The organism is Streptomyces sp. NPDC021115 (assembly GCF_044333065.1).
Lineage (GTDB): Bacteria > Actinomycetota > Actinomycetes > Streptomycetales > Streptomycetaceae > Streptomyces.
This window is the reverse complement of record NZ_JBIRQF010000008.1, coordinates 355,647-378,072: the sequence shown is the minus strand read 5'-3', so window position 1 is coordinate 378,072 and position 22,426 is coordinate 355,647. Positions and strand designations below refer to the sequence as shown.

At 71.4% G+C, this 22,426-nt stretch carries 22 protein-coding genes; 15 read left to right on the top strand and 7 right to left on the bottom strand.

The window, feature by feature from the left end; genetic code table 11:
- Nucleotides 1-91 precede the first annotated feature (91 nt).
- A complete protein-coding gene (locus ACH4TL_RS25990; protein WP_398318751.1) occupies nucleotides 92-613 on the bottom strand; it encodes an ATP-binding protein in 522 nt (173 codons plus the stop codon).
- Nucleotides 614-921: 308 nt separating this feature from the next.
- Here ACH4TL_RS25990 and ACH4TL_RS25985 point away from each other — a divergent pair, with 308 nt between their 5' ends.
- The 6 genes from ACH4TL_RS25985 to ACH4TL_RS25960 all read left to right on the top strand — a co-directional run bounded on the left by ACH4TL_RS25985 (nucleotide 922) and on the right by ACH4TL_RS25960 (nucleotide 6,350).
- Nucleotides 922-1,785: a helix-turn-helix domain-containing protein gene (locus tag ACH4TL_RS25985; RefSeq protein WP_398318754.1), complete on the top strand. Its 864-nt coding sequence runs from the start codon at nucleotides 922-924 to the stop codon at nucleotides 1,783-1,785.
- Between the two features lie 91 nt (nucleotides 1,786-1,876).
- Nucleotides 1,877-3,334: an aldehyde dehydrogenase family protein gene (locus ACH4TL_RS25980; protein ID WP_398318757.1), complete on the top strand. Its 1,458-nt coding sequence runs from the start codon at nucleotides 1,877-1,879 to the stop codon at nucleotides 3,332-3,334.
- Between the two features lie 125 nt (nucleotides 3,335-3,459).
- Nucleotides 3,460-4,032, top strand: a complete 573-nt coding sequence (locus ACH4TL_RS25975; protein WP_398318760.1) for a DinB family protein — start codon at nucleotides 3,460-3,462, stop codon at nucleotides 4,030-4,032.
- Between the two features lie 58 nt (nucleotides 4,033-4,090).
- The gene (locus ACH4TL_RS25970) at nucleotides 4,091-4,720 is read left to right on the top strand and encodes a PadR family transcriptional regulator (RefSeq protein ID WP_398318762.1); all 630 of its coding nucleotides are present in this window, start codon (nucleotides 4,091-4,093) and stop codon (nucleotides 4,718-4,720) included.
- Nucleotides 4,720-4,857, top strand: a complete 138-nt coding sequence (locus ACH4TL_RS25965) for a hypothetical protein (protein WP_398318765.1) — start codon at nucleotides 4,720-4,722, stop codon at nucleotides 4,855-4,857. The genes ACH4TL_RS25970 and ACH4TL_RS25965 overlap by 1 nt, the downstream gene beginning before the upstream one ends.
- Nucleotides 4,858-4,934: 77 nt before the next feature.
- Nucleotides 4,935-6,350, top strand: coding sequence for a hypothetical protein (locus ACH4TL_RS25960; RefSeq protein ID WP_398318768.1), 1,416 nt, complete (start codon nucleotides 4,935-4,937; stop codon nucleotides 6,348-6,350).
- Nucleotides 6,351-6,377: 27 nt separating this feature from the next.
- On the opposite strand, the gene ACH4TL_RS25955 is transcribed toward ACH4TL_RS25960, so the two are convergent.
- Nucleotides 6,378-7,790, bottom strand: a complete 1,413-nt coding sequence (locus ACH4TL_RS25955; protein ID WP_398318771.1) for a glutamate decarboxylase — start codon at nucleotides 7,788-7,790, stop codon at nucleotides 6,378-6,380.
- 48 nt (nucleotides 7,791-7,838) lie between these two features.
- On the bottom strand, nucleotides 7,839-8,534 hold the full coding sequence (gene leuE, locus ACH4TL_RS25950; protein ID WP_398318774.1) for a leucine efflux protein LeuE: 696 nt from the start codon (nucleotides 8,532-8,534) through the stop codon (nucleotides 7,839-7,841).
- 140 nt (nucleotides 8,535-8,674) lie between these two features.
- On the opposite strand from leuE, the gene ACH4TL_RS25945 reads away from it, so the two are divergent.
- The 3 genes from ACH4TL_RS25945 to ACH4TL_RS25935 all read left to right on the top strand — a co-directional run bounded on the left by ACH4TL_RS25945 (nucleotide 8,675) and on the right by ACH4TL_RS25935 (nucleotide 12,245).
- A complete protein-coding gene (locus ACH4TL_RS25945; protein WP_398318777.1) occupies nucleotides 8,675-9,433 on the top strand; it encodes a MerR family transcriptional regulator in 759 nt (252 codons plus the stop codon).
- A gap of 199 nt (nucleotides 9,434-9,632) precedes the next feature.
- On the top strand, nucleotides 9,633-10,325 hold the full coding sequence (locus ACH4TL_RS25940; protein WP_398318780.1) for a DedA family protein: 693 nt from the start codon (nucleotides 9,633-9,635) through the stop codon (nucleotides 10,323-10,325).
- Nucleotides 10,326-10,535: 210 nt separating this feature from the next.
- On the top strand, nucleotides 10,536-12,245 hold the full coding sequence (locus ACH4TL_RS25935; protein ID WP_398318783.1) for a threonine/serine exporter ThrE family protein: 1,710 nt from the start codon (nucleotides 10,536-10,538) through the stop codon (nucleotides 12,243-12,245).
- 88 nt (nucleotides 12,246-12,333) lie between these two features.
- Here ACH4TL_RS25935 and ACH4TL_RS25930 read toward each other — a convergent pair whose 3' ends face one another.
- Nucleotides 12,334-12,825: an inorganic diphosphatase gene (locus ACH4TL_RS25930; RefSeq protein WP_009716864.1), complete on the bottom strand. Its 492-nt coding sequence runs from the start codon at nucleotides 12,823-12,825 to the stop codon at nucleotides 12,334-12,336.
- Nucleotides 12,826-12,911: 86 nt separating this feature from the next.
- Between ACH4TL_RS25930 and dacB the strand changes: the two genes are divergently transcribed.
- From dacB to folE, 6 genes are all read left to right on the top strand, one after another.
- The gene (gene dacB / locus ACH4TL_RS25925; protein WP_398318786.1) at nucleotides 12,912-14,570 is read left to right on the top strand and encodes a D-alanyl-D-alanine carboxypeptidase/D-alanyl-D-alanine-endopeptidase; all 1,659 of its coding nucleotides are present in this window, start codon (nucleotides 12,912-12,914) and stop codon (nucleotides 14,568-14,570) included.
- A gap of 119 nt (nucleotides 14,571-14,689) precedes the next feature.
- Nucleotides 14,690-15,829, top strand: coding sequence for a zinc-dependent metalloprotease (locus ACH4TL_RS25920; protein WP_398318789.1), 1,140 nt, complete (start codon nucleotides 14,690-14,692; stop codon nucleotides 15,827-15,829).
- Between the two features lie 200 nt (nucleotides 15,830-16,029).
- Nucleotides 16,030-17,160, top strand: a complete 1,131-nt coding sequence (gene tilS, locus ACH4TL_RS25915) for a tRNA lysidine(34) synthetase TilS (protein ID WP_398318792.1) — start codon at nucleotides 16,030-16,032, stop codon at nucleotides 17,158-17,160.
- A 62-nt stretch (nucleotides 17,161-17,222) separates the two neighbouring features.
- Entirely contained in the window at nucleotides 17,223-17,762 is a 540-nt protein-coding gene (gene hpt, locus ACH4TL_RS25910) for a hypoxanthine phosphoribosyltransferase (RefSeq protein ID WP_398319681.1), read from the top strand.
- 256 nt (nucleotides 17,763-18,018) lie between these two features.
- On the top strand, nucleotides 18,019-20,061 hold the full coding sequence (ftsH, locus tag ACH4TL_RS25905; RefSeq protein ID WP_398318795.1) for an ATP-dependent zinc metalloprotease FtsH: 2,043 nt from the start codon (nucleotides 18,019-18,021) through the stop codon (nucleotides 20,059-20,061).
- A 120-nt stretch (nucleotides 20,062-20,181) separates the two neighbouring features.
- Nucleotides 20,182-20,787 (top strand): GTP cyclohydrolase I FolE, encoded by a 606-nt coding sequence (gene folE / locus ACH4TL_RS25900; RefSeq protein ID WP_398318798.1) that lies wholly within the window; start codon nucleotides 20,182-20,184, stop codon nucleotides 20,785-20,787.
- Between the two features lie 76 nt (nucleotides 20,788-20,863).
- Here the strand turns inward: folE and ACH4TL_RS25895 are convergent, their stop codons facing one another.
- From ACH4TL_RS25895 to folB, 3 genes are all read right to left on the bottom strand, one after another.
- Complete coding sequence (locus tag ACH4TL_RS25895) at nucleotides 20,864-21,361, bottom strand: DUF3180 domain-containing protein (RefSeq protein WP_398318801.1); 498 nt, start codon at nucleotides 21,359-21,361, stop codon at nucleotides 20,864-20,866.
- 64 nt (nucleotides 21,362-21,425) lie between these two features.
- Entirely contained in the window at nucleotides 21,426-22,019 is a 594-nt protein-coding gene (folK, locus tag ACH4TL_RS25890) for a 2-amino-4-hydroxy-6-hydroxymethyldihydropteridine diphosphokinase (RefSeq protein WP_398318804.1), read from the bottom strand.
- Nucleotides 22,016-22,375, bottom strand: coding sequence for a dihydroneopterin aldolase (gene folB, locus ACH4TL_RS25885; protein ID WP_398318807.1), 360 nt, complete (start codon nucleotides 22,373-22,375; stop codon nucleotides 22,016-22,018). The genes folK and folB overlap by 4 nt, the downstream gene beginning before the upstream one ends.
- Nucleotides 22,376-22,426 lie beyond the last annotated feature (51 nt).

The following is a 22,426-nucleotide window of genomic DNA, read 5'->3' as shown; positions in this document are numbered from 1 at the left end:
CCGGTCCGGGAGTAACGGCTCGATCCGCGCCCACTGCGCATCAGTCAACGGCACACCCGAACCAACGACCTGCTGATCCAAACGAAACTGCCTAGGTGCGGGGCAGCCGGAACAGGGCCCAGACGATCTTGCCGGGCAGCGTTCCGGCCAGCGGATGCCAGCCCCAGCCGTCGGTGAACGACTCCACCAGGTGCAGCCCCCGCCCCGACTCCGCGCAGGAACCGGCCTCCCCGGCGACCGGTCCGTCCTCGCTGGGGTCGCGTACGGCGCACACCAGCCGGGAGGCGGAGTACATCAGGTGCAGCCGCACCAGGGGCGGTTCGGGTCCGTCGTCGGACGGACCGGGCGCACCGGACGCACCGCCCGGCAGCGCCCCGGAGACCGCGTGCCGCAGCGCGTTGGTGACCAGTTCGGAGACGACGATGGCCACTTCGTCGAGCAGTTCGGGGATGTCCCACTGCCGCAGGGTGGCCCCGGTGAACTGCCGGGCCCCCTTGACCGCGTCGTAGCGCGCGGGAAGCGAACAGGAGACGGCGCCGGAGACGGCGGACGGATCGACCGCGGGAAGTCCTCTCCACAGCGGTTCCAGCAGGGCCGTACCTTCGCTCCCCATGCGAGCACTCCTGCATCCGTGGCCCTGACGAATCCTGGCCAGATCTCGTACGAGCTTGCACGTGCGCGTATCTCATCGTTTCGAATGCCGACGGCGAATGCAAGGGCAAATGCACGTGCACGCAGAGGTATTGAGCTGGTGCGCCCGGCTTTGCCATGCTTTCTTGCTACGTACATATGCGTAGCACTCCCGGTCGGGTAACTACTTGGACACAGCCGGGAGCCCGAAAAGTGGCAGACTTCGGCCTGCCGGGTTGCGGGGGCCCATCGCCGGAAGAGCGCGTTCCGCACAGGGAGGGTCACGGACAGATGACCGCAAGCGAGTCGAGTGGGTCGGTGGTGCGCCGCATTCTCCTGGGCTCCCAACTCAGGCGGCTGCGCGAGGCCAGAGGCATCACCCGCGAGGCGGCCGGATACTCGATCCGCGCCTCCGAATCCAAGATCAGCCGGATGGAGCTGGGCCGGGTGAGCTTCAAGGCGCGCGACGTCGAGGACCTGCTCACCCTGTACGGGGTCACCGAGGAGGCGGAGCGCGCGGCGCTGCTCGGGCTGGCCCGCGAGGCCAACCTCACCGGCTGGTGGCACAGTTACGGCGATGTGCTGCCGGGCTGGTTCCAGACGTACGTCGGGCTGGAAGGCGCCGCGTCCCACATCGCCGTCTACGAGGTCCAGTTCATCCACGGCCTGCTCCAGACCGAGGGCTACGCCCACGCCGTGGTCACCCGCGGCCAGCCGCAGGCGTGCGGCTCCGAGGTGGACCGGCGGGTCGCGCTGCGTCTTGAGCGGCAGAAGCTGCTGGTCTCCGAGCGGGCGCCGGAGTTCCACGTGGTGCTGGACGAGGCCGCGCTGCGCCGTCCCTACGGCGGGGCGGAGGTGATGCGCGCCCAGATGCGGCATCTCATCTCCGTCTCGGAAGCGCCGAACGTGAGGCTCCAGGTGATGCCGTTCGCCTTCGGCGGGCACGCGGGGGAGAGCGGTGCGTTCACCCTGCTCCGGTTCCCCGAGTCCGACCTCCCGGACATCGTCTATCTGGAACAGCTCACCAGCGCGCTCTACCTGGACAAGCCCGATGAAGTGGGGCAGTACGAGCGGGTGTTGGAGCGGCTGGGGGCGGACAGCCTCTCCCCGGAGAAGAGCCGGGACCTGCTCCGGGGGCTCCTGCATGAGCTCTGACCGATCAGTAGGATGACGTCCTGTCAGGAATTACCCCCCACGCGTTCGCGGGTGTCCGGATGCGGTCCCGCGTCCTCCAGATAGGGATGGCATGTCCTACTTCTCCGAGCTGGCCTTTCAGTACATCGGCGGTGAGTGGCGCACCGGCAGCGGTTCCTGGGACATCGTCGACTTCAACCCGTACGACGGGGAGAAGCTGGCCTCCATCACCGTGGCCACCGTCGACGAGGTCGACCTCGCCTACCGCACCGCCGAGCGGGCCCAGCCGGAGTGGGCGGCCCGCAACCCGTACGCCCGGCGGACGGTGTTCGAGCGGGCGCTGCGGATCATCGAGGACCGCGAGAAGGAACTGACCGGGGCGATCATCGCGGAGTGCGGCGGCACCCACGTCAAGGCGGGGTTCGAACTGCACCTCGCCAAGGAGTTCCTGCGCGAGGCGGTCCAGCTGGCGCTGCGCCCCGAGGGCCGCATCCTGCCGTCTCCGAGCGACGGCAAGGAGAACCGCCTCTACCGGGTGCCGGTCGGCGTCGTCGGCGTGATCAGCCCGTTCAACTTCCCCTTCCTGCTGTCGCTGAAGTCGGTCGCCCCGGCGCTGGCCCTCGGCAACGCCGTCGTCCTCAAGCCGCACCAGAACACCCCGATATGCGGCGGCGGTCTGGTCGCGAAGATCCTCGAGGAGGCCGGGCTGCCCGCCGGGCTGCTCAATGTGGTCGTCACCGACATCGCGGAGATCGGTGACGCACTGATCGAGCACCCGGTCCCGAAGGTCATCTCGTTCACCGGCTCCGACCGGGTCGGCCGCCATGTCGCCACCGTCGCCGCCTCGCACTTCAAGCGCTCCATCCTGGAGCTGGGCGGCAACAGCGCCCTGATCGTGCTGGACGACGCCGACCTCGACTACGCGGTGGACGCCGCGGTGTTCAGCCGCTTCGTCCACCAGGGACAGGTCTGCATGGCGGCCAACCGGGTGCTGGTGGACCGGTCGGTGGAGCGCGCGTTCACCGAGAAGTTCGTGGCCAAGGTGAAGACGCTGACGGTGGGCGACCCCGGCGACCCGGCCACCCACATCGGCCCGCTGATCAACGAGGGCCAGGCCGAGTCCATCACCGCGCTCGTCGACCAGACGATCGCCGACGGCGCGACCGCGCTGGTGCGGGGGCGGGCCGAGGGCACCCTGGTCGAGCCGACCGTGCTCGCCGACGTCCCCGAGGGCTCGGCCATCCTCACCCAGGAGGTCTTCGGCCCGGTCGTGGTGCTGATCCCGTTCGACGGTGACGAGGAGGCCGTACGGATCGCCAACGTCACCGATTACGGCCTCAGCGGCGCCGTGCACACCGGCGACATCGAGCGCGGCGTCCGCCTCGCCCAGCGCGTCCACACCGGCATGATCCATGTGAACGACAGCACCGTGCACGACGAGCCGATCGTGCCCTTCGGCGGGGAGAAGCACTCGGGTGTCGGACGGCTCAACGGGGAATCGATGATCGAGGACTTCACCACCACCAAGTGGATCTCGATCCAGCACGGCCGCAGCCAGTTCCCGTTCTGAATCCGCTGGGAGGAAGGCTTGCGGATTTCCGCGCTTGCGGACAGAAGCTGACCGCAAGCCTTCCTAACGTGGGGTTCGTCGAAGGGCACCCGACCCGGGCGCCCTCCAGGTGAAAGGCGGCAGCCATGCCCACCGTCGTGAACTCCGAAGCCTGCAAGGACGAGCGCTCCGCGCTGCTGGCCTATCTGGACGCGCAGCGCGGCGGCATCCGGCGCGCCGTGCACGGACTGACCGAGGAGCAGGCCCGCAGCGCGCCCAGCGCCAGCGCGCTGTCCCTCGCCGGGCTGGTCAAGCACGCGACCTCCGCCGAGGAGGGCTGGATCCTCAAGGGCCAGGGCAAGGCGGAGCCCGGGCTGTCGCCCGAGGCGCTGGCGGAGTTCGAGCAGAGCTTCGTCCCCACGGCCGACGAGACGGTGCCGGTGCTGCTGGAGCGGTACGAGGCGGTGGCGCGCGCGACCGATGAGGCCGTGCGCGCCCTGTCCTCGATGGACGAGACGTTCGAGTCGCCCCGCTACCCGTGGGACGAGGGCGGCACCCGCACCTGGCGCTGGCTGGTCCTCCACCTGATCGAGGAGGTCGCCCGGCACGCGGGGCACGCGGACGTCATCCGCGAGACGATCGACGGGAAGAACGCGTTCGAGCTGGTCTTCGAGACCGGTGCGATGCCCGAGCCCGACTGGTCGCTCATGGAGGGCTGACACCCCTACTCTGGACCCCAGCGCAGGTCAGGCGGGGGCAGGATGGGGAGACGGGCACATGTCGGCGATCCGGCTGCTGGTGCTGGGAGCGGTGCGCCGGCACGGGCGCGCACATGGCTATCAGGTCCGTAACGACCTGGAGTTCTGGGGCGCGCACCAGTGGTCCAACGCCAAGCCCGGATCGATCTATCACGCGCTCAAGCAGATGGCGAAGCAGGGCCTGATGCGCGCCCACGACGTGGCCCCGAGCACCGCGGGCGGCCCGCCGCGCACCGAGTACGAGCTGACCGCGGCGGGCGAGGAGGAGTACTTCCGGCTGCTGCGGGACGCCCTGCTGCGGCACGACCAGAAGATCGACGAGCTGACGGCCGGGGTCGGGTTCATCGTCGATCTGCCGCGCGCCGAGGCCATCGGGCTGCTCAAGGAGCGGGTGGCGGCACTGGAGGCGTGGCGGACCGAGGTCACCCGCCACTGGTCGCCGCCGCAGGGCGCCCCCGATGCGTGGGGCCACATCGGCGAGATCATGAAGCTCTGGGTCCACTCGGCCGACAGCGGCGCCGAGTGGACCCGCGGGCTGATCGAGCGGCTGGAGGGCGGGGCGTACGTCATGGCGGGCGAGGGGGAACGCTCGGTGGACGTCCTGCCGGAGGGCGCGCCGTACCCTCACGCGGCGGAGCCCCGCGAGTAATGGCCGTGAGCCCCGAGGGCGGGGCTGGCTCCCGGGTTGCGGACCTCGCCGGACTCCTCGCCGTCCGCTGGCGGTTGGCGCTCCTCGTGGTCTTCTTCCCGCTCACCGGGGGCCGTTACCGGGGGCTCGGCCGCTGAGTCGCCGATCCGCCGTCCCCGATGCCACGTATGTCACACCCACACCCGCCGTCGCCGGATGCGGATACGGTGCACGTATGGGGAACGACACGGCTGGCACGGGGGCGGCTACGACGAGAGGGCCGGGTTATGCCCTGCTCCTCGCCGCCGGTCCGATGGGCAAGCAGCGGCTGATGGACGCGGCCGCCGCGCTGCCACAGCTCGCGGCCGTGCCGCCGGCCGCGCTGCTGGGCACGCCCGGCGGCGCCAGCGTCGTCCAACTCGTGGACCCCGCCGACCCGCAGACCGTACTGACGCATCTGCGCACCGCGGCCGCCCATCCGGGGCCGGTGCTCGTCTATCTCGCGGGGCAGCTCACCATCGACCACAAGCAGCGGCTGCCGCATCTCGCGCTGGCCCGTACGACGCCGAGGACCGCCCGCTACACCGCGCTGCCGTGGCACTGGCTGGCCGCCGAGCTGGCCCAGCGGCCGCCGGGCGGCACCACGGTGCTCGCCGATCTGGTGGCCGACGAGACGGCCTGGCCACGGCTGTCCGACGGACGGCTGCCGGTCGACACGCTCGCGGGCGGGCTGACGCTGTACGGGACGATCGCCCCGGCTCCGCCCAAGCGCCAACTCGCCGCGCCGGTCTACAGCCGCGCCCTCGCCGGGCTGCTGCGCGGCGGTGCCCCGGACGGCCCGCCGTTCGCCCTGCTGCACCAGCAGGCCGCCGCCGAGGCGGGTCTTGGCACCGGTCCCGCGCTGTTGCTGGGCGCGCCGGTGGAGGGCTACGCGGCGTACGAGGTGCCGGGGACGTACGGGGTCCCCGGCGCGTACGAGCCGCAGGGGGCGCCCGGTGCGTACGAGCCGCCCGGGGCGAGCGCTCCGTACGACGCCCGGATACCCGAGGGCGGCCGGCACCCCGGCGGAGGGCCGACCGCCCACGCCCCGGCCGCCCCGTCCGCCGCGCCGCACCCGCCCGGGCCGCCGCCTCCGGCCGCCGCGCCCGCGCCCGGGAGCGCCCCGGCGCCCGAGCCCGCACCACCGGCCCGGCGGCCCGAGCCCGCACGCGCGCCCATCCCCGATCCGCACGCCGCGATATTCGAGGCCGCGCACGCCGGACGGCACAGCGAGGCCGCCTCGATGGCCGCCGCCTGGGAGCAGGAGGCCCTGCGGTCGGCCGGTCCGCGCTCCTCCGACGCGATCCACTGGCTGGAGGTCCGCGCCGACCTCGCCCGGATCGCCGGGGATCCGGCCCGCGCGTGTGAACTGTGGCTGGCGGTGGCCGACGCCCGGCTGGGCAACGGCGAGCCGACCGGACACCCCGAGGTGGAGGGCGCCGTGGACCGGGCCCACCACCAGTGGCAGTTCGTCCAGGAACCGGCCAGGGCGCATGCCCTCGCGCCGATGCTCATCGATCTGCGGGGCCGGGTCCCGGGCCGCAGGCCGGGCGCCCTGGAGGCCGTGCGGCGCAGGGTCGAACTGCTCCGCGCCACCGCCCAGCCGGGCTGACCCCCGGCGCGTGCCCCAAGACACCCCCTAGTGGTGGAAGGCCGTGGCGACGGCCTCGGGCCGCCCCATCGGCGCGGGCTGCTTCCGCAGTTCGGGCAGGAGCGTCCGCAGATCGTCCAGGAAGAGGTCGGACAGGTCCGCCGAGAAGCCGTTGCGGCACACCACCCGCAGCACCGACAGGTCCTGGCGGTTGGCGGGGAACGCGTACGCGGGCACCAGCCAGCCGTGTTCGCGCAGCCGCCGCGACACGTCGTACACGTCGAAGTTGGTGATCTCCTCCGCCGTGGTGAAGGCGAAGACCGGCAGCTGGTCGCCGCGGGTGAGCATCCTGAAGTCGCCCAGCTCCGCGATCCGTGCCGAGAGTGAGCAGGCCACGTCGCGGGAGGTCTGCTGGACGGCGCGGTAGCCGTCCCGTCCCAGCCGCAGGAAGGTGTAGTACTGGGCGGCCACCTGGGCGCCGGGCCGGGAGAAGTTGAGCGCGAAGGTCGGCATTTCGCCGCCCAGGTAGTTGACCCGGAAGACCAGCTCCTCGGGCAGGCACTCCGGCGTCCGCCACAGCGCCCAGCCCACCCCCGGGTAGACCAGGCCGTACTTGTGACCCGAGGTGTTGATGGAGGAGACGCGGGGCAGCCGGAAGTCCCACAGCAGTTCCCCGTCGAGGAAGGGCGCCACCATCGCGCCCGAGGCGCCGTCCACATGGACCGGTACGTCGAGCCCGGTGCGCTCCTGGAGGTCGTCCAGCGCCGCGCACACCTCGGCGACCGGCTCGTACGACCCGTCGAAGGTCGAGCCGAGCACGGTGACGACGCCGATGGTGTTCTCGTCGCACAGTTCGGCGGCGGCCCGCGGGTCGAGGTGGAACCGGTCGCCCTCCATGGGGACTTGCCGCGGCTCCACCTCCCAGTAGGCGCAGAACTTCTCCCAGCACACCTGGACGTTGATCCCCATGACCAGATTGGGCCGGGCGGTGGCCGGATAGCGGACGGGGTTCCGCTGGGCCCAGCGCCGCTTGAAGGCCATCCCGGCGAGCATGCACGCCTCGCTCGACCCGGTCGTGGAGCAGCCCATCACGGCATGCGGATCGGGGGCGTGCCACAGGTCGGCGAGGATGGTCACGCAGCGCCGCTCCAGCTCCGCGGTGCGCGGGTACTCATCCTTGTCGATCATGTTCTTGTCCCGGCAGTCCGACATCAGCAGCCCCGCCTGCGCCTCCATCCAGGTGGTGACGAAGGTGGCGAGGTTCTGACGGGCGTTGCCGTCGAGCATCAGCTCGTCGTGCACCAGCTGGTACGCGGCCGAGGGCGCCATGGGCCCGTCCGGGAGGTGACGGCGCGGCGGGTTGGTCGTCATGCCGCTGACCGGGTCGGCCACTCCGTAGAAGGGGTTGACCGAGATGTCGGACCGCTTTGCCGCGCCGTGCTTGCCTCCGTGAAGTGCCATGTCCATTAAATTACGGACATACGGCACAAACACCCGGCTCCCGCGCCGTCAGCCCGCGCTGCTGAGCGACAGCTTCGCCGCGAAGCCCAGGAACGCGGCCCCCGCGCCCGCCGACAGCCCGGCCGTCAGCCGCTTGCGCCGCCGGAAGAGGGCCGAGAGATACGTACCGCCGAAGATCAGCAGGGAGAGATAGGTGATGCTGAACAGCTCCGCCCAGAGCCCCAGCGCCACGAAGGACAGCGCCGGATGGGCGTACTCCGGGTCGACGAACTGCACGAAGAAGGAGATGAAGAACAGGATCGCCTTCGGGTTCAGCAGGCTCACGACCAGCGCCCGGCGGTACGGCCGCTCGACCGCCCCGGCCGCCACGGCGTCCGCACCCACCGCACCGTCCCCGGCGGGCTCGGCGGACTCGGCGGCGGCACGCGCGCTGCCGGGACCCTGGCGCCACAGCTTCCGCGCCCCGCGCAGCATGCCCACCGCGAGCCAGGTCAGATAGCCCGCACCGGCGAACTTCACCACGGCGAAGAGCGCCGGGCTCGCTTGGAGCAGCGACGCCACGCCGCCCGCGGACAGCGCCATCAGCACCGCGTCCCCGCACAGCACCCCGCCCGCCGCCCGGTAGGCGGTCCGGGGGCCGCGGCGGGCGGCGACGGACACCACATAGAGCGAGTTCGGGCCCGGCAGCAGGATGATCAGCGCGAGACCCGCCAGATACGTCGAAAGATCGGTTATCCCCAGCACGATCGGCAGGATGCCAGGGAGCGCGGCGGCGGCCCACATCATTTCGGCATCCGGACTTGCACCTCACGCGACGTGAGGCGCCACCGTGGAGCCCGTACGGAACACCCCGTACGGCACACAGGGAAGAGCGGACCAGGGGCATGAGCTACTCGGTGGGACAGGTCGCGGGCTTCGCCGGGGTCACGGTGCGCACGCTGCACCACTACGACGAGATCGGGCTGCTGCGCCCGAGCGCCCGCAGCGCGGCCGGGCACCGGCGGTACGACGACGCCGACCTCGACCGGCTCCAGGGCGTCCTGTTCTACCGGGAACTCGGCTTTCCGCTCGACGAGGTGGCGGTCCTCCTGGACGACCCGGACGTGGACCCGCAGGCCCACCTGCGGCGCCAGCACACGCTGCTGACCAGCCGGATCGAGCAGCTCCAGAAGATGGCCGCCGCCGTCGAACACGCCATGGAGGCACGGAAGATGGGCATCAATCTGACCCCGGAGGAGAAGTTCGAGGTCTTCGGCGACGCCGACCCTGAGCAGTACGCGGACGAGGTCGAGGAGCGCTGGGGGAACACCGAGGCGTACCGGGAGTCCCAGCGCAGGGCGGCCACGTACACCAAGGAGGACTGGCAGCGGATCCAGGCCGAGGGCGACGCGATCAACGGGCGCTTCATCGCGCTGATGGAGTCGGGCGCCCCGGCGGAGTCCGAGGCCGCGATGGAGCTGGCCGAGGAGCACCGGCGGTGGATGAGCCGGAACCACTACGACTGCCCTCACCGGCTGCACGCCTGCATCGGTGAGATGTATGTGACGGACCACCGCTTCACCGAGAACATCGACAAGGCCAAGCCGGGCCTCGCCGCCTACCTCAGGGGTGCGATCCTGGCCAATGCGGAGCGCCACGGGTAAGCGCCACGGGTAAGGGTGCGTCCCGGGGGACACCCGGGGAGGGCGAGGGGACAGCGGGAACCATGGGCACGCACATGGCGTTGATAGCTTTGGGCGGCACACTGCGAAGCGATACCCCGCAGTCAGTCCGTACCCGACCCTGCGGCCGGGCCTCGCACGAGCACGAGCCTGCACCCCTCGACCCAGGAGCCTGTGACCCGTGACCACCCTCGCGCTCGGCCCTCAGTGGCTGGACCCGGACTATCTGATCGAAACCTTCGGGCTGCTCGGCGTGCTGGCCATCGTCTTCGCGGAGTCCGGCCTGCTCATCGGCTTCTTCCTGCCGGGCGACTCGCTGCTGTTCACCACCGGCCTGCTGGTCACCACCGATGTGATCAAGCAGGAGCTGTGGCTGGTGTGCGTGGGTGTCGCCGTCGCGGCGATCGTCGGTGACCAGGTCGGCTATCTCTTCGGCCGGAAGGTCGGCCCGGCGCTGTTCAAGCGCCCGGACTCCAAGCTCTTCAAACAGGAGAACGTGGAGAAGGCGCACGAGTTCTTCGAGAAGCACGGCCCGAAGTCGCTGATCCTGGCCCGCTTCGTGCCCATCGTGCGGACGTTCACGCCGATCATCGCGGGCGTGAGCCGGATGAACTACCGCTCCTTCATCATCTTCAACATCGTCGGCGGTGTGCTGTGGGGCACCGGCGTCACCCTGCTGGGCGCGGCGCTCGGCAAGGTCGACTTCGTCCACAAGCACATCGAGCTGATCCTGGTCGGGATCGTCCTGCTGTCCGTCATCCCGATCGTGATCGAGTTCCTGCGGGCCCGGAGCCAGTCCAAGAAGGCGGCCGCCGAGGCACCGGCCGGGCCGTCGGCCGACCAGGGCGCGCGCGGCCGCCACGCCAAGCGCTGACCGGACGGCGTTCCGGGCCCCGGCGTTCCGTTCCGGCACGGATCTTCACCCTCACTTCACAGGCGTCACTCCACTACACACCCGTCGCGCACACTGCCCCCACTCCCACTCGGCGGCCACCTCCCCGCACAATGGGGTTCCGGTGGCCGTCGATGTTGCATCGTGGCTGCTGGAAGAGTGCACGGGGAGGCGGTCGAGGAGCGAGGAAGAGTGGGGTCGGACCGACAGTACGGGCAGCGTGTCGCGGGCACGCAGGACGTGGATACGGCGGAGAACCGCAAGCCGCAGTCCGACGAGGCGCACAGCGCCTTCACCCCGCCCCAGGGCGTACCGAGGCCGCCCTCGCCCGATGGCGAGCACCCGACCTCGGAGTTCGCCATCCCCGAGGGGCTGGCGGCCGAACTGACCGGGCCCGAGCTGGAGAGCTCGGCCTTCGTACCGCCCCCCGGGGTCACCACCTCGGTCAACCAGACCACCGGCGGTTTCCCGGCCTTCACACCGCCGAACGGCATACCCATGGTCCGGCTGACCAAGGATTCGCCCTGGCAGGACCGGATGCGCACGATGCTGCGGATGCCGATCAGCGAGCGTCCGACGCCCGCCGAGCGCGCCGATTCGCAGGACGACACGGGGCCCGCCGTCCCCCGTGTGCTCGATCTCACGCTCCGCATCGCCGAGCTGCTCCTCGCGGGCGGCGAGGGCGCCGAGGACGTCGAGGCGGCGATGCTCGGCGTGGCGCACGCGTACGGGCTCGACCGCTGCGAGCCGACCGTGACGTTCACCCTGCTGTCGGTCAGCTACCAGCCCTCGCTGGTCGACGACCCGGTCACCGCGAGCCGTACGGTGCGCCGCCGGGGCACCGACTACACCCGGCTGGCCGCGGTCTTCCGGCTGGTCGACGACATCACCTCGCAGCAGGACTTCACGCTGGAGGAGGCGTACCGGCGGCTCGCCGAGATACGCCGTAACCGCCACCCGTACCCCGGCTGGGCGCTCACCGTGGCCGCGGGCGGGCTGGCCGGTGCGGCGAGCATGCTCGTCGGCGGCGCGTGGCCGATGTTCTTCGCGGCGGCGATGGGCGCGATACTCGGCGACCGGCTGGCGTGGCTGGCGTCCGGGCGCGGACTGCCGGAGTTCTACCAGTTCGTGGTCGCCGCGATGCCGCCCGCCGTGATCGGGATCGCGCTCAGCCTCCTGGGCGCGGGGCTCCAGTCGTCCGCGGTGATCACCGGTGGGCTGTTCGCGCTGATCCCCGGGCGGGCCCTGGTGGCGAGCGTCCAGGACGGGCTGACCGGGTATTACATCACCGCCGCCGCCCGGCTGCTGGAGGTCGGCTACCTGATCGTCGGCATCGTCTGCGGCGTGCTGACCGTGCTGTACGGCGGGCTCCAGCTGAACGCCAAGCTGAACCCGGAGGCGGCGCTGGGCCACGACGTGCGGCCGGTCACCCAGACCCTGGCGGCGATGCTGCTGGCGCTGACGTTCTGCATCCTGCTCCAGCAGGAACGTCACACCGTGCTGTTCGCCACCCTCAACGGCGGGGTCGCCTGGGTGGTCTACGGCGCGCTCGCCGACACCGCGAAGGTGCCGCCGGTCGCCGCCACGACCGTGGCCGCCGGGCTGGTCGGCCTCTTCGCGCAGCTGCTCTCCCGCTACCGCTATGTGTCCGCGCTGCCGTACGTCACGGCGGCCATCGGACCGCTGCTGCCCGGTAGCGCGACGTACTTCGGACTGCTCGCGCTCGCCCAGGGAAATCTGGACCGCGGCATCCCGCATCTCACCCAGGCGGCGGCACTGGCCCTGGCGATCGCCATCGGGGTGAACCTGGGTGGCGAGGCGGCCCGGCTGTTCCTCAGGATCCCGGGCAGCGGGGACGACCCCTCGGGCCGTCGCGCGGCCAAGCGCACCCGCGGCTTCTGACCCGCGGCCATCCCGCTCCGACCTGCGAAAACGCGAACGGGCCGGTCCTGAAGACCGGCCCGTTCGGGGTGCGTTCGGGAGTCGGGGCTCAGTGGCCGCCGGACGCCTCCAGGCGCTTGATGGAGGCCTCGACCTCGGCCTCGGCCTCGGCGCGTCCCACCCAGTTGGCCCCCTCGACCGACTTGCCGGGCTCCAGGTCCTTGTAGACCTCGAAGAAGTGCTGGATCTCCAGGCGGTCGAACTCGGACACGTGGTGAATGTCACGCAGATGCTCGACCCGCGGGTCAGACGCGGGCACGCACAGCAGCTTGTCGTCGCCACCCGCCTCGTCCGTCATCCTGAACATGCCGATCGCACGGCACTTGATCAGGCAGCCGGGGAACGTCGGCTCGTCGAGAATGACCAGGGCGTCCAGCGGGTCGCCGTCCTCGCCGAGGGTGTTCTCGACAAAGCCGTAGTCCGCCGGGTAACTGGTCGAAGTGAAGAGCCGACGGTCGAGACGGATGCGCCCCGTCTCGTGGTCCACCTCGTACTTGTTCCGCGAACCCTTCGGGATCTCGATGGTGACGTCGAACTCCACGGGTGGCTCCTCCATGATCAACACATACGTCTGGTGATTAAGTGTCCCCCACGCAGGTGTGTGGTGGCGAAAGGGGCTGGTCCGTCGTGCCTGAAGCCAGATCACGGCAGTTCAGGGAGTTGCTCGCGCGCGGGCGGACCCTCGTGCGGGACCAGTGGCGCCGCGCCCGGCTCCGCGGCCCGGGCCGGGCGCTCGAACGGCTTCGCGAGCGCTGGTGGAACGCCCCGGTCCGGGAACCGCTCCACGAACGCCTCCGGACCCGCTGGCGCGGCAGCCGGACCCGGGTGCGCTGGGAGCGCACCCCGCCCCAACAGCGCGGTACCTGGCGGCTGGTGGCCGTCTCCGGCACGGTCGGCCTGGCCGTCGCGGCCGGATCGGTGCTCGTCGCCGGGCCCTGGGACACCGGCCAGCGTACGGCCGAACGGGCCCGCGCGGCCCGGGGCCCGGCGGCGGGTGGCGAGCGTCACCCCGGTACGTCGGCGCCCAGCGCCGCGCCCGTGCTGGCCGCCCTCGGCGCGCCCGGCGCGGTGCCGTCGCCGGACAGCGGCGAGGACGCGGTCCCGCCGCCCACCGGCAACGGGCTGGCCGACGCCCTGGAACCGCTGCTGGACGACCCGGCGCTGGGCGCCGACCGCTCGGCGTCCGTCGTGGACGTGACGACGGGCCAGCAGGTGTTCGGGACCGGCGCGAAGGACGCCGTGGTGCCCGCGTCGACCATCAAGCTGGCGACCGGCGCCGCCGCGCTCTCCACCCTCGGCCCCGACCACCGGATCAAGACCACCGTCGTCCAGGGAGGCGACGGCGGCATCGTGCTGGTCGGCGGCGGCGACCCGACCCTGACCGCCCGCGCCGCCAAGGGCACCGACAGCCCCGCCTCGCTGCGCGCCCTGGCCGACGGCACCGCCCGCGCCCTGAAGAAGCGCGGCACGGCGTCGGTCCGGCTCGGGTACGACACCTCGCTGTACTCGGGGCCGAAGCTGCACCCCATCGGCCCCAACGAGAACATCTCGCCCGTCACCCCGCTGATGGCCGACGAGGGCCGCATGGACGACAGCGACCACGGCCCGGCCGCGCGCGCCGAGGACCCCGCCGCCGACACCGCGGGAGCGTTCGCCTCGCTGCTGCGCGACCGCGGCGTGAAGGTGACCGGGGACCCGCGGCCCCAGGAGGCCGGAAAGCACCCCGGGGCGCTGGCCACCGTCCGCTCCCAGCCGCTGTCCGCGCTCGTCGAGCGGATGCTGACCAACAGCGACAACGACATCGCCGAGGCCCTGGCCCGGCAGACCGCCGTCGCCTCCGGTGAGCCCGCGAGCTTCGACGGCGCGGCGAAGGCCGTGACCGCCCGGCTGAAGAAGCTCCGGCTGCCGCTCTCCGGCGCCCGGATCGCGGACGGCAGCGGGCTCGACCGCGAGGACCACGTCTCCGCCGCGCTGCTCGCCCAGGTGCTGGTGCGGGCCGCGGACATCGGCCACCCCGAGCTGCGGCCGCTGCTCACCGGGCTGCCGGTGGCCGGATTCAGCGGCACCCTGCGCACCCGCTACGGCGCGGACACCGTCGGCCGCGGCGTGGTGCGCGCCAAGACCGGCACCCTGACCGGGGTCAACACCCTGGCGGGCAGCGTCGTCGACGCCGACGGGCGGCTGCTGGTCTTCGCCTTCATGACCAACGGCACCACCGACCCGCAGGGCGCCCAGCGCGCCCTGGACACCATGGCCTCGGCGCTCGCCAACTGCGGATGCCGGTGAGGCGGGAGCGCGATGGGGTGGGCCCGGGGTGACGCGTCGCCCGGTCGGGCCGGGTGCGGCCGCGTGTGCGGGGGACCCGTCTCCTCCCGGATGGGGCGCGAGCCACGTACCGTGAAGCCATGACGAGCATCGGTGGTGTGGAGATGGTCGACTGGAACCTGGCCGTCGCGACCGCGACCCGGCTGGTGCGCCCGGGCCCCGAGGTGAGCCGGGACGAGGCGCGCGCGGTCGTCGCGGAGTTGCGGCGGCACGCGAAATCGTCGGAGGAGCACGTACGCGCCTTCACCCGGATGGCCGTCCCCGGCGGCCCGGCGTCCGACACCCCCGTCCTCGTCGTGGACCGCGCGGGCTGGATCCGGGCCAATGTCGCGGGCTTCCGCCAGATCCTGTCGCCGCTGCTGGGCAAGATGCAGGACCGGCGCGGCGGGCTGCCCGGCGGGGCGGTGCTGGGCGCGGTGGGCGGCAAGGTGACCGGCGTCGAGCTGGGGATGCTGCTGTCGTTCCTGGCGTCCCGGGTGCTCGGCCAGTACGAGACCTTCGCGCCCGCCAGCCGTGAGCTGCCCGCGGGGGCGGCGGGCGGCGGGCGGCTGCTGCTGGTGGCCCCCAACATCGTCCATGTGGAGCGCGAGCTGGACGTGGCCCCGCACGACTTCCGGCTGTGGGTCTCACTCCACGAGGAGACGCACCGTACGCAGTTCACCGCGGTGCCCTGGCTACGCGACCACATCGAGTCCGAGATCCAGGCGTTCCTGGGCGAGACCGACGTGGATCCGGCCACCCTGCTGGAGCGGATCCGGGAGGCCGTCCAGTCGCTGGGCGGCGGGCGGCCGGACGGCGAGGAGGCCGCGGAGCGCGGTGGCTCGCCCAGCATCATCGAGCTGGTCCAGACCCCGGCCCAGCGCGAGATCCTGGCCCGGCTGACCGCCGTGATGTCGCTGCTGGAGGGGCACGCGGACTATGTGATGGACGGGGTCGGGCCGGACGTCGTGCCCACCGTGGCCGAGATCCGCGAGAAGTTCCAGAAGCGGCGGGCCAGCGGCGCGGGACGGCTCGACCAGGCGCTGCGCAAGCTGCTGGGGCTCGACGCCAAGCTGCGGCAGTACCGTGACGGTGAGCGGTTCGTACGGTCCGTGGTGGACCAGGTCGGCATGGACGGCTTCAACCGGGTCTGGACGTCGCCGAACACGCTTCCCACCAAGTCGGAGATCAGCAAACCCGCGGAGTGGGTCGCGCGGGTGCACCGTAAGGCAGAGTCGTGAAACCGGCTCACTTGGGAACGGATGAATGCTCCCGTTAATCACTCGTCCGAGGGACCGTTGACGGCGGGTAGGCGTGCGATGCTCGGGGAACAGCTCGCTTCTGTCACCATCGACATACACAGCGTGACGAATCCCCCCGCGTGACGACATCTCGCACGCTCCCCCGAGGCACCCCCTCGCATGACAGATGGGAAACGGACATGGGTCCCCATCCAGCGGTCGCCGCGATACGCCTGGCGGTCCGCCGCGTCCTCCACGACCTCCTGATCGACTTCCCGGCCGCCCCCGCCTCCGCGCCGTCCGCCGCGTCCTCCCCGGGATCCCCGGCCGCTCCGGCCCAGGCGCCCGCGCCCCGCGGCTCCGCCTCCCTCGACGGCCGCCCCCTCGTGCTCGCCGCCTGCTCCGGCGGCGCCGACTCCATGGCCCTCGCCTCCGCGCTCGCCTTCGAGGCCCCCCGGCTCGGCCTGCGCGCCGGAGGCGTCACCGTCGACCACGGCCTCCAGCCGGGCTCCGACGTGCGCGCCGCCGAGGTCGCCGAGCGGATGCGGGAGCTGGGCCTGGCCCCCGTCGAGTCCGTCGCCGTGGTCGTCGGCCGGGACGGCGGTCCCGAGGCCGCCGCCCGGGACGCCCGCTACGCCGCCCTCGACCTCGCCGCCGAACGCCACGACGCCGCCGCCGTGCTGCTCGGCCACACCCGCGACGACCAGGCCGAGACGGTTCTGCTGGGCCTCGCCCGCGGCTCCGGCACCCGCTCGCTGTCCGGCATGGCCCGCGTCTCCGGCACCGGCGGCCGCTACCGCCGCCCCTTCCTCCAGCTCGACCGGCACACCGTCCGCCAGGCCTGCCTGGCCCAGTCGCTGCCCGTCTGGGACGACCCGCACAACGTGGACCCGGCCTACACCCGCTCCCGGGTCCGCCACGAGGCGCTGCCCGTCCTGGAGAAGGCCCTCGGCAAGGGCGTCGTCGAGGCGCTGGCCCGCACCGCCCAGCTCTCCCGCGACGACGCCGACGCCCTCGACGCCTGGGCCGCCCGCGCCGAGGCCGACGTCGTGCGCACCGCCCCGACCCCCGCCCCCGGGGCCGGGTCCGGCGCCGCCGACGCCGTCGAACTGGACACCGTCGGCCTGCACGGGCTGCCGCCCGCCGTCCGCCGCCGGGTGCTGCGCCGCGCGGCCATCGCCGCGGGCGCGCCCGCCGGTTCGCTCTTCGCCCGCCACATCGAGGAAGTCGACCGGCTGATCACCGGCTGGCGCGGCCAGCGGGCCATCAACCTCCCCGGCCGCGTCGAGGTCCGCCGGGAGGGTGGCAGACTGGTCATCCGGCAGGGCTGATCCGCCCGAGCCAGATGAGCCGGTTACGTCGAACGAGAGTGGCGCGGGTGGACGACAAGGACATGGGCACCGACCTCAAGTCGGTCCTCATCACCGAGGAAGAGATCAACGCGAAGCTGGCCGAGCTGGCCGCCCGCATCGACGCCGAGTACGAGGGCAAGGACCTGCTGATCGTCGGCGTGCTCAAGGGCGCGGTGATGGTGATGGCTGACCTGGCGCGGGCCCTCTCGACACCCGTCACCATGGACTGGATGGCCGTGTCGTCGTACGGCGCGGGCACCCAGTCCTCGGGCGTGGTGCGCATCCTCAAGGACCTGGACACCGACATCAAGGGCAAGCACGTCCTGATCGTCGAGGACATCATCGACTCCGGTCTGACGCTGTCCTGGCTGCTGTCGAACCTGGGTTCGCGCGAGCCCGCCTCGTTGAACGTGTGCACGCTGCTCCGCAAGCCGGAGGCGGCCAAGGTCGCCATCGACGTGAAGTGGGTCGGCTTCGACATCCCGAACGAGTTCGTCGTCGGATACGGCCTCGACTACGCGGAGAAGTACCGCAACCTGCCGTTCGTCGGCACCCTCGCCCCGCACGTCTACGGCGGCTGAGGCACACCGTCTTCCCCTGGGAACCTGGCGCGGTTTTCCGCCGTTGGAGCAGGGGAAGGCGGATGTGTTAACACTCCACGGCGGCGTCGGGTGACAATGCTGGGGTACCGTCCGAAGGTCAGTCTTTTTCGAGACTGAGGATTACACAGCTCATACACCACTAAATACACCGCAATACACCGCACGCACAGGCGCCCCTCCAGGGCTGCCGTGCCTCACTGTGGCAGGAGGGACGGGGCGGTTTCGCCCCGTATGGATGGACGTGAAGCGCTACTTCCGTGGGCCGGTCATGTGGATCGTGCTGGCCGTCCTCGCCGTGGTCGTGTTGATGCAGGTCGTCGGCTCGTCCGGCGGCTACAAGTCGGTGGACACCAGCCAGGTCGTCAAGGCGATCAACAGGAACCAGGTCCAGTCCGCCGAGCTGACGACCGGCGACGAGCACAAGATCAAGGTCGAACTCAAGGACAACGTCGCCAAGGTCTCCGGCAGCAACAAGCTCCAGGCCACCTACATCGGCGACCAGGGCGTCGACCTCGCCAGGACCCTTCAGGCCAATGCCCAGAAGGACAACGGGATCCCCGACGGGTACAACGTCTCGACATCGAAGCAGAACCCGTTCGTCGGGATTCTGCTCTCGCTGCTTCCGTTCGTACTGATCGTCGTGGTCTTCCTGTTCCTGATGAACCAGATGCAGGGCGGCGGCTCCCGGGTGATGAACTTCGGGAAGTCGAAGGCCAAGCTGATCACCAAGGACACGCCGAAGACGACCTTCACCGATGTGGCGGGGTCCGACGAGGCGGTCGAGGAACTCCAGGAGATCAAGGAGTTCCTCCAGGAGCCGGCGAAATTCCAGGCCGTCGGTGCCAAGATCCCCAAGGGTGTGCTGCTGTACGGCCCGCCCGGTACGGGTAAGACCCTGCTCGCGCGCGCCGTCGCGGGCGAGGCGGGCGTCCCGTTCTACTCGATCTCCGGTTCCGACTTCGTCGAGATGTTCGTCGGTGTCGGTGCCTCCCGGGTCCGTGACCTGTTCGAGCAGGCCAAGACCAACGCCCCGGCCATCGTCTTCGTCGACGAGATCGACGCGGTCGGCCGGCACCGTGGCGCGGGCATGGGCGGCGGTCACGACGAGCGCGAGCAGACGCTGAACCAGCTGCTCGTGGAGATGGACGGCTTCGACGTGAAGGGCGGCGTCATCCTGATCGCCGCCACCAACCGGCCGGACATCCTGGACCCGGCGCTGCTGCGCCCCGGCCGCTTCGACCGGCAGATCGCCGTCGACCGCCCGGACATGCAGGGCCGCCTGGAGATCCTCAAGGTGCACCAGAAGGGCAAGCCGGTCGCGCCGGACGTCGACCTGTCGGCCGTCGCCCGCCGTACCCCCGGCTTCACCGGTGCCGATCTGTCGAACGTGCTGAACGAGGCCGCCCTGCTGACGGCCCGCAGCGACAAGAAGCTGATCGACAACCACTTCCTGGACGAGGCGATCGACCGTGTCGTGGCCGGCCCGCAGAAGCGGACCCGGATCATGAGCGACAAGGAGAAGAAGATCACCGCGTACCACGAGGGCGGTCACGCCCTGGTCGCGGCGGCGTCTCCGAACAGCGATCCCGTGCACAAGGTCACGATCCTCTCCAGAGGCCGGGCCCTGGGTTACACCATGGTCCTGCCGGACGAGGACAAGTACTCGACCACGCGCAACGAGATGCTGGACCAGCTCGCCTACATGATGGGCGGCCGGGCGGCCGAGGAACTGGTCTTCCACGACCCGACCACGGGCGCCTCGAACGACATCGAGAAGGCGACCGCGACGGCCCGCGCGATGGTCACGCAGTACGGCATGACCGAGCGGCTCGGCGCGATCAAGTTCGGCTCCGACAACTCCGAGCCGTTCCTGGGCCGGGAGATGGCCCACCAGCGCGACTACTCGGAAGAGGTCGCCGCACTGGTGGACGAGGAGGTCAAGAAGCTCATCGAGGCCGCGCACAACGAGGCGTGGGAGATCCTCGTCGAGAACCGCGACGTCCTCGACAACCTCGTGCTGGCGCTGCTGGAGAAGGAGACGCTGAACAAGGAGGAGATCGCCGAGATCTTCGCCCCGATCGTGAAGCGTCCGGCCCGCCCGGCGTGGACCGGCTCCTCGCGGCGTACGCCCTCCACCCGCCCGCCGGTGCTCTCCCCCCGGGAGCTCGCCCCGGCGAACGGTGCCCAGCCCACCTCGGCGGCCTCGCTCACGAAGGCCACCGCGCCCGAGGACGGCGCTGAGCGGCCCGAGGAGTCGGGCTCCGGCTCCGAGAGCTGATCCCGGCCTCCCAGGGCCTCCACGGGCCCCGGGAGGACCCGGAATGAATGCCGCGTCACCCAGGTTCTAGCCTGGGGGACGCGGCATTCCGCATTTGTGCACAAGGAACGAGGCAGCTCCATGACGGACCCCGTGACGCTGGACGGCGAGAGCACCCTCGGCGTGTTCGACGAGAAGCGCGCCGAGAACGCCATCCGTGAGCTTCTGATCGCCGTCGGCGAGGACCCGGACCGTGAGGGGCTGCGGGAGACGCCGGGCCGGGTGGCCCGCGCGTACAAGGAGATCTTCGCGGGGCTGCGGCAGGAGCCCGAGGACGTCCTGACCACCACCTTCGACCTGGGCCACGACGAGATGGTGCTGGTGAAGGACATCGAGGTGATGTCCTCGTGCGAGCATCACCTGGTGCCGTTCGTGGGGTACGCGCACGTCGGCTACATCCCGTCCCACGACGGCAAGATCACCGGACTGTCGAAGCTGGCCCGGCTGGTGGACGTGTTCGCCCGCCGCCCCCAGGTCCAGGAGCGGCTGACCACCCAGATCGCCGACTCGCTGATGCGGATACTGGAACCGCGCGGGGCGATCGTCGTGGTCGAGTGCGAGCACATGTGCATGACCATGCGCGGGGTGCGCAAGCCCGGCGCCAAGACCCTCACCTCGGCCGTGCGCGGCCAGCTGCGCGATCCGGCCACCCGGGCCGAGGCGATGAGCCTCATCATGGCCCGCTGACGGCCCCCAGAGCCCCGTTCAGGGCCGGGCCGGGCAAGGACAGGGCCACCGGGCCAGGGTCGGTTTCAGGCCGGGCTCAGGCCCGTGCCGAGGCGCCCGACCCTGGCCGGTTCTCGTCGTCGTCCTCCGGCAGCTTGCAGACCCGCTCCAGGAAGAGCGCGGCGGCCACCACGCCCGCCCCGGCGAGCACCGAGGCGCCCGCGTAGATGGCCTGGTCCTGGCGGGCCGGTACGTCCAGCTGCTCCAGGACCAGGAAGAGCCCGGCCCCGCCGTACATCCCCGCGACCAGCGCCGCCACCAGCGCGCTCGCCTGGCCGAAAACCACCGCGCGGGCGGCCACCATCGGGTCCACGCCCTTCGCGTCCGGCTCCCGCTCCCGCTGGGCGCGCAGCCGCGACCGCAGCGAGAGCGCGGTCGCGACCAGCACGACCGCGATCAGGGCCAGCACGATCGGCGCCGCGACCGGAATGCTCGGCAGCGAGCCCAGCGTGTCCCACAGCCGGGCCCCCGCCCACGACACCACAGCGGCCACGACGAACAGCCCGACCAGCACCCTGATCCGAAGTTGCTTCACCGAGCGGTCGCCCCTCCATGCATCCGTAAAGCTGCCATCCCCGGTTGTCTACCCGGGTCAACGTCTATTCGGGCAGTCGCAGTTCCAGATCCCCGCGGACCTGTACGCCGTCCTGGCCCACCTCGTCCAGCAGTGCCGAGACGCTGCCGCGGCCTGGGAACTCGGCCTGCGGGTCCACGTCGTTCCACGGCACCAGGACGAAGGCCCGCTGGTGGGCGCGCGGATGCGGCAGGGTCAGCAGCGGGTCGTCGGAGACCACGCCCTGGTACGCCACGATGTCCACGTCGATGGTGCGCGGACCCCACTGCTCGTCCCGCACCCGCTCGAACGCCTCCTCGATGGCGTGGCCGCGCTCCAGCAGCGAGACGGGCGGCAGGGTGGTCTTCACCAGCACCACCGCGTTGAAGTACGTCGCCTGGGTGCCCGGATCGACACCCCACGGCTCGGTCTCGTACACCGGGGAGACGGCCTTGACCCGCAGGCCCGGGGTGTCCTCCAGCGCGTCCACCGCGCCCTGAAGGGTCTCCAGGCGGTTGCCCAGGTTGCTGCCGAGGGAGATCACTGCCCGTTTGGGGTTGGACAGGGTCACATCGGCGGCGTCCACCTTCTCCACCACGGAGGCGGGAACGGGCTGCACGGTCGGGTCGCTGCTGCTCATACTCGGCTCCGGGTAATGGTGATGGTGACATCGTCGAAGGGAACGGTGATCGGGGCCTGCGGCTTGTGGACGACGACCTCGACCTCGCGCACCACATCATGCTTCAGGCAGGTGTCCGCTATCCGTTCGGCCAGGGTCTCGATCAGCTCCACCGGCTCGCCCCGCACCACCTCCACGACCTCCTCCGCCACCACGCCGTAGTGGACGGTCTTGGTCAGGTCGTCGTCGGCGGCGGCGGGACGGGTGTCCAGGCCGAGCACGAGGTCCACGACGAACGTCTGGCCCTCCTCGCGCTCCTCCGGGAACACGCCGTGGTGCCCACGAGCCCTCAGGCCGCGCAGCGCGACACGATCCACCCGAATCACTCCTGCTGGTCGTCGGTTACGCGGGCACGCCCCGGCCGGTCC

Bases quoted from the DNA above. Each gene is read 5' to 3' on its own strand.
- ACH4TL_RS25990 (WP_398318751.1), bottom strand. From the start codon at position 613: ATGGGGAGCGAAGGTACGGCCCTGCTGGAACCGCTGTGGAGAGGACTT.
- ACH4TL_RS25985 (WP_398318754.1), top strand. From the start codon at position 922: ATGACCGCAAGCGAGTCGAGTGGGTCGGTGGTGCGCCGCATTCTCCTG.
- ACH4TL_RS25980 (WP_398318757.1), top strand. From the start codon at position 1,877: ATGTCCTACTTCTCCGAGCTGGCCTTTCAGTACATCGGCGGTGAGTGG.
- ACH4TL_RS25975 (WP_398318760.1), top strand. From the start codon at position 3,460: ATGCCCACCGTCGTGAACTCCGAAGCCTGCAAGGACGAGCGCTCCGCG.
- ACH4TL_RS25970 (WP_398318762.1), top strand. From the start codon at position 4,091: ATGTCGGCGATCCGGCTGCTGGTGCTGGGAGCGGTGCGCCGGCACGGG.
- ACH4TL_RS25965 (WP_398318765.1), top strand. From the start codon at position 4,720: ATGGCCGTGAGCCCCGAGGGCGGGGCTGGCTCCCGGGTTGCGGACCTC.
- ACH4TL_RS25960 (WP_398318768.1), top strand. From the start codon at position 4,935: ATGGGGAACGACACGGCTGGCACGGGGGCGGCTACGACGAGAGGGCCG.
- ACH4TL_RS25955 (WP_398318771.1), bottom strand. From the start codon at position 7,790: ATGGCACTTCACGGAGGCAAGCACGGCGCGGCAAAGCGGTCCGACATC.
- ACH4TL_RS25945 (WP_398318777.1), top strand. From the start codon at position 8,675: ATGAGCTACTCGGTGGGACAGGTCGCGGGCTTCGCCGGGGTCACGGTG.
- ACH4TL_RS25920 (WP_398318789.1), top strand. From the start codon at position 14,690: ATGACGAGCATCGGTGGTGTGGAGATGGTCGACTGGAACCTGGCCGTC.
- tilS (WP_398318792.1), top strand. From the start codon at position 16,030: ATGGGTCCCCATCCAGCGGTCGCCGCGATACGCCTGGCGGTCCGCCGC.
- hpt (WP_398319681.1), top strand. From the start codon at position 17,223: ATGGGCACCGACCTCAAGTCGGTCCTCATCACCGAGGAAGAGATCAAC.
- ftsH (WP_398318795.1), top strand. From the start codon at position 18,019: ATGGACGTGAAGCGCTACTTCCGTGGGCCGGTCATGTGGATCGTGCTG.
- folE (WP_398318798.1), top strand. From the start codon at position 20,182: ATGACGGACCCCGTGACGCTGGACGGCGAGAGCACCCTCGGCGTGTTC.
- folK (WP_398318804.1), bottom strand. From the start codon at position 22,019: ATGAGCAGCAGCGACCCGACCGTGCAGCCCGTTCCCGCCTCCGTGGTG.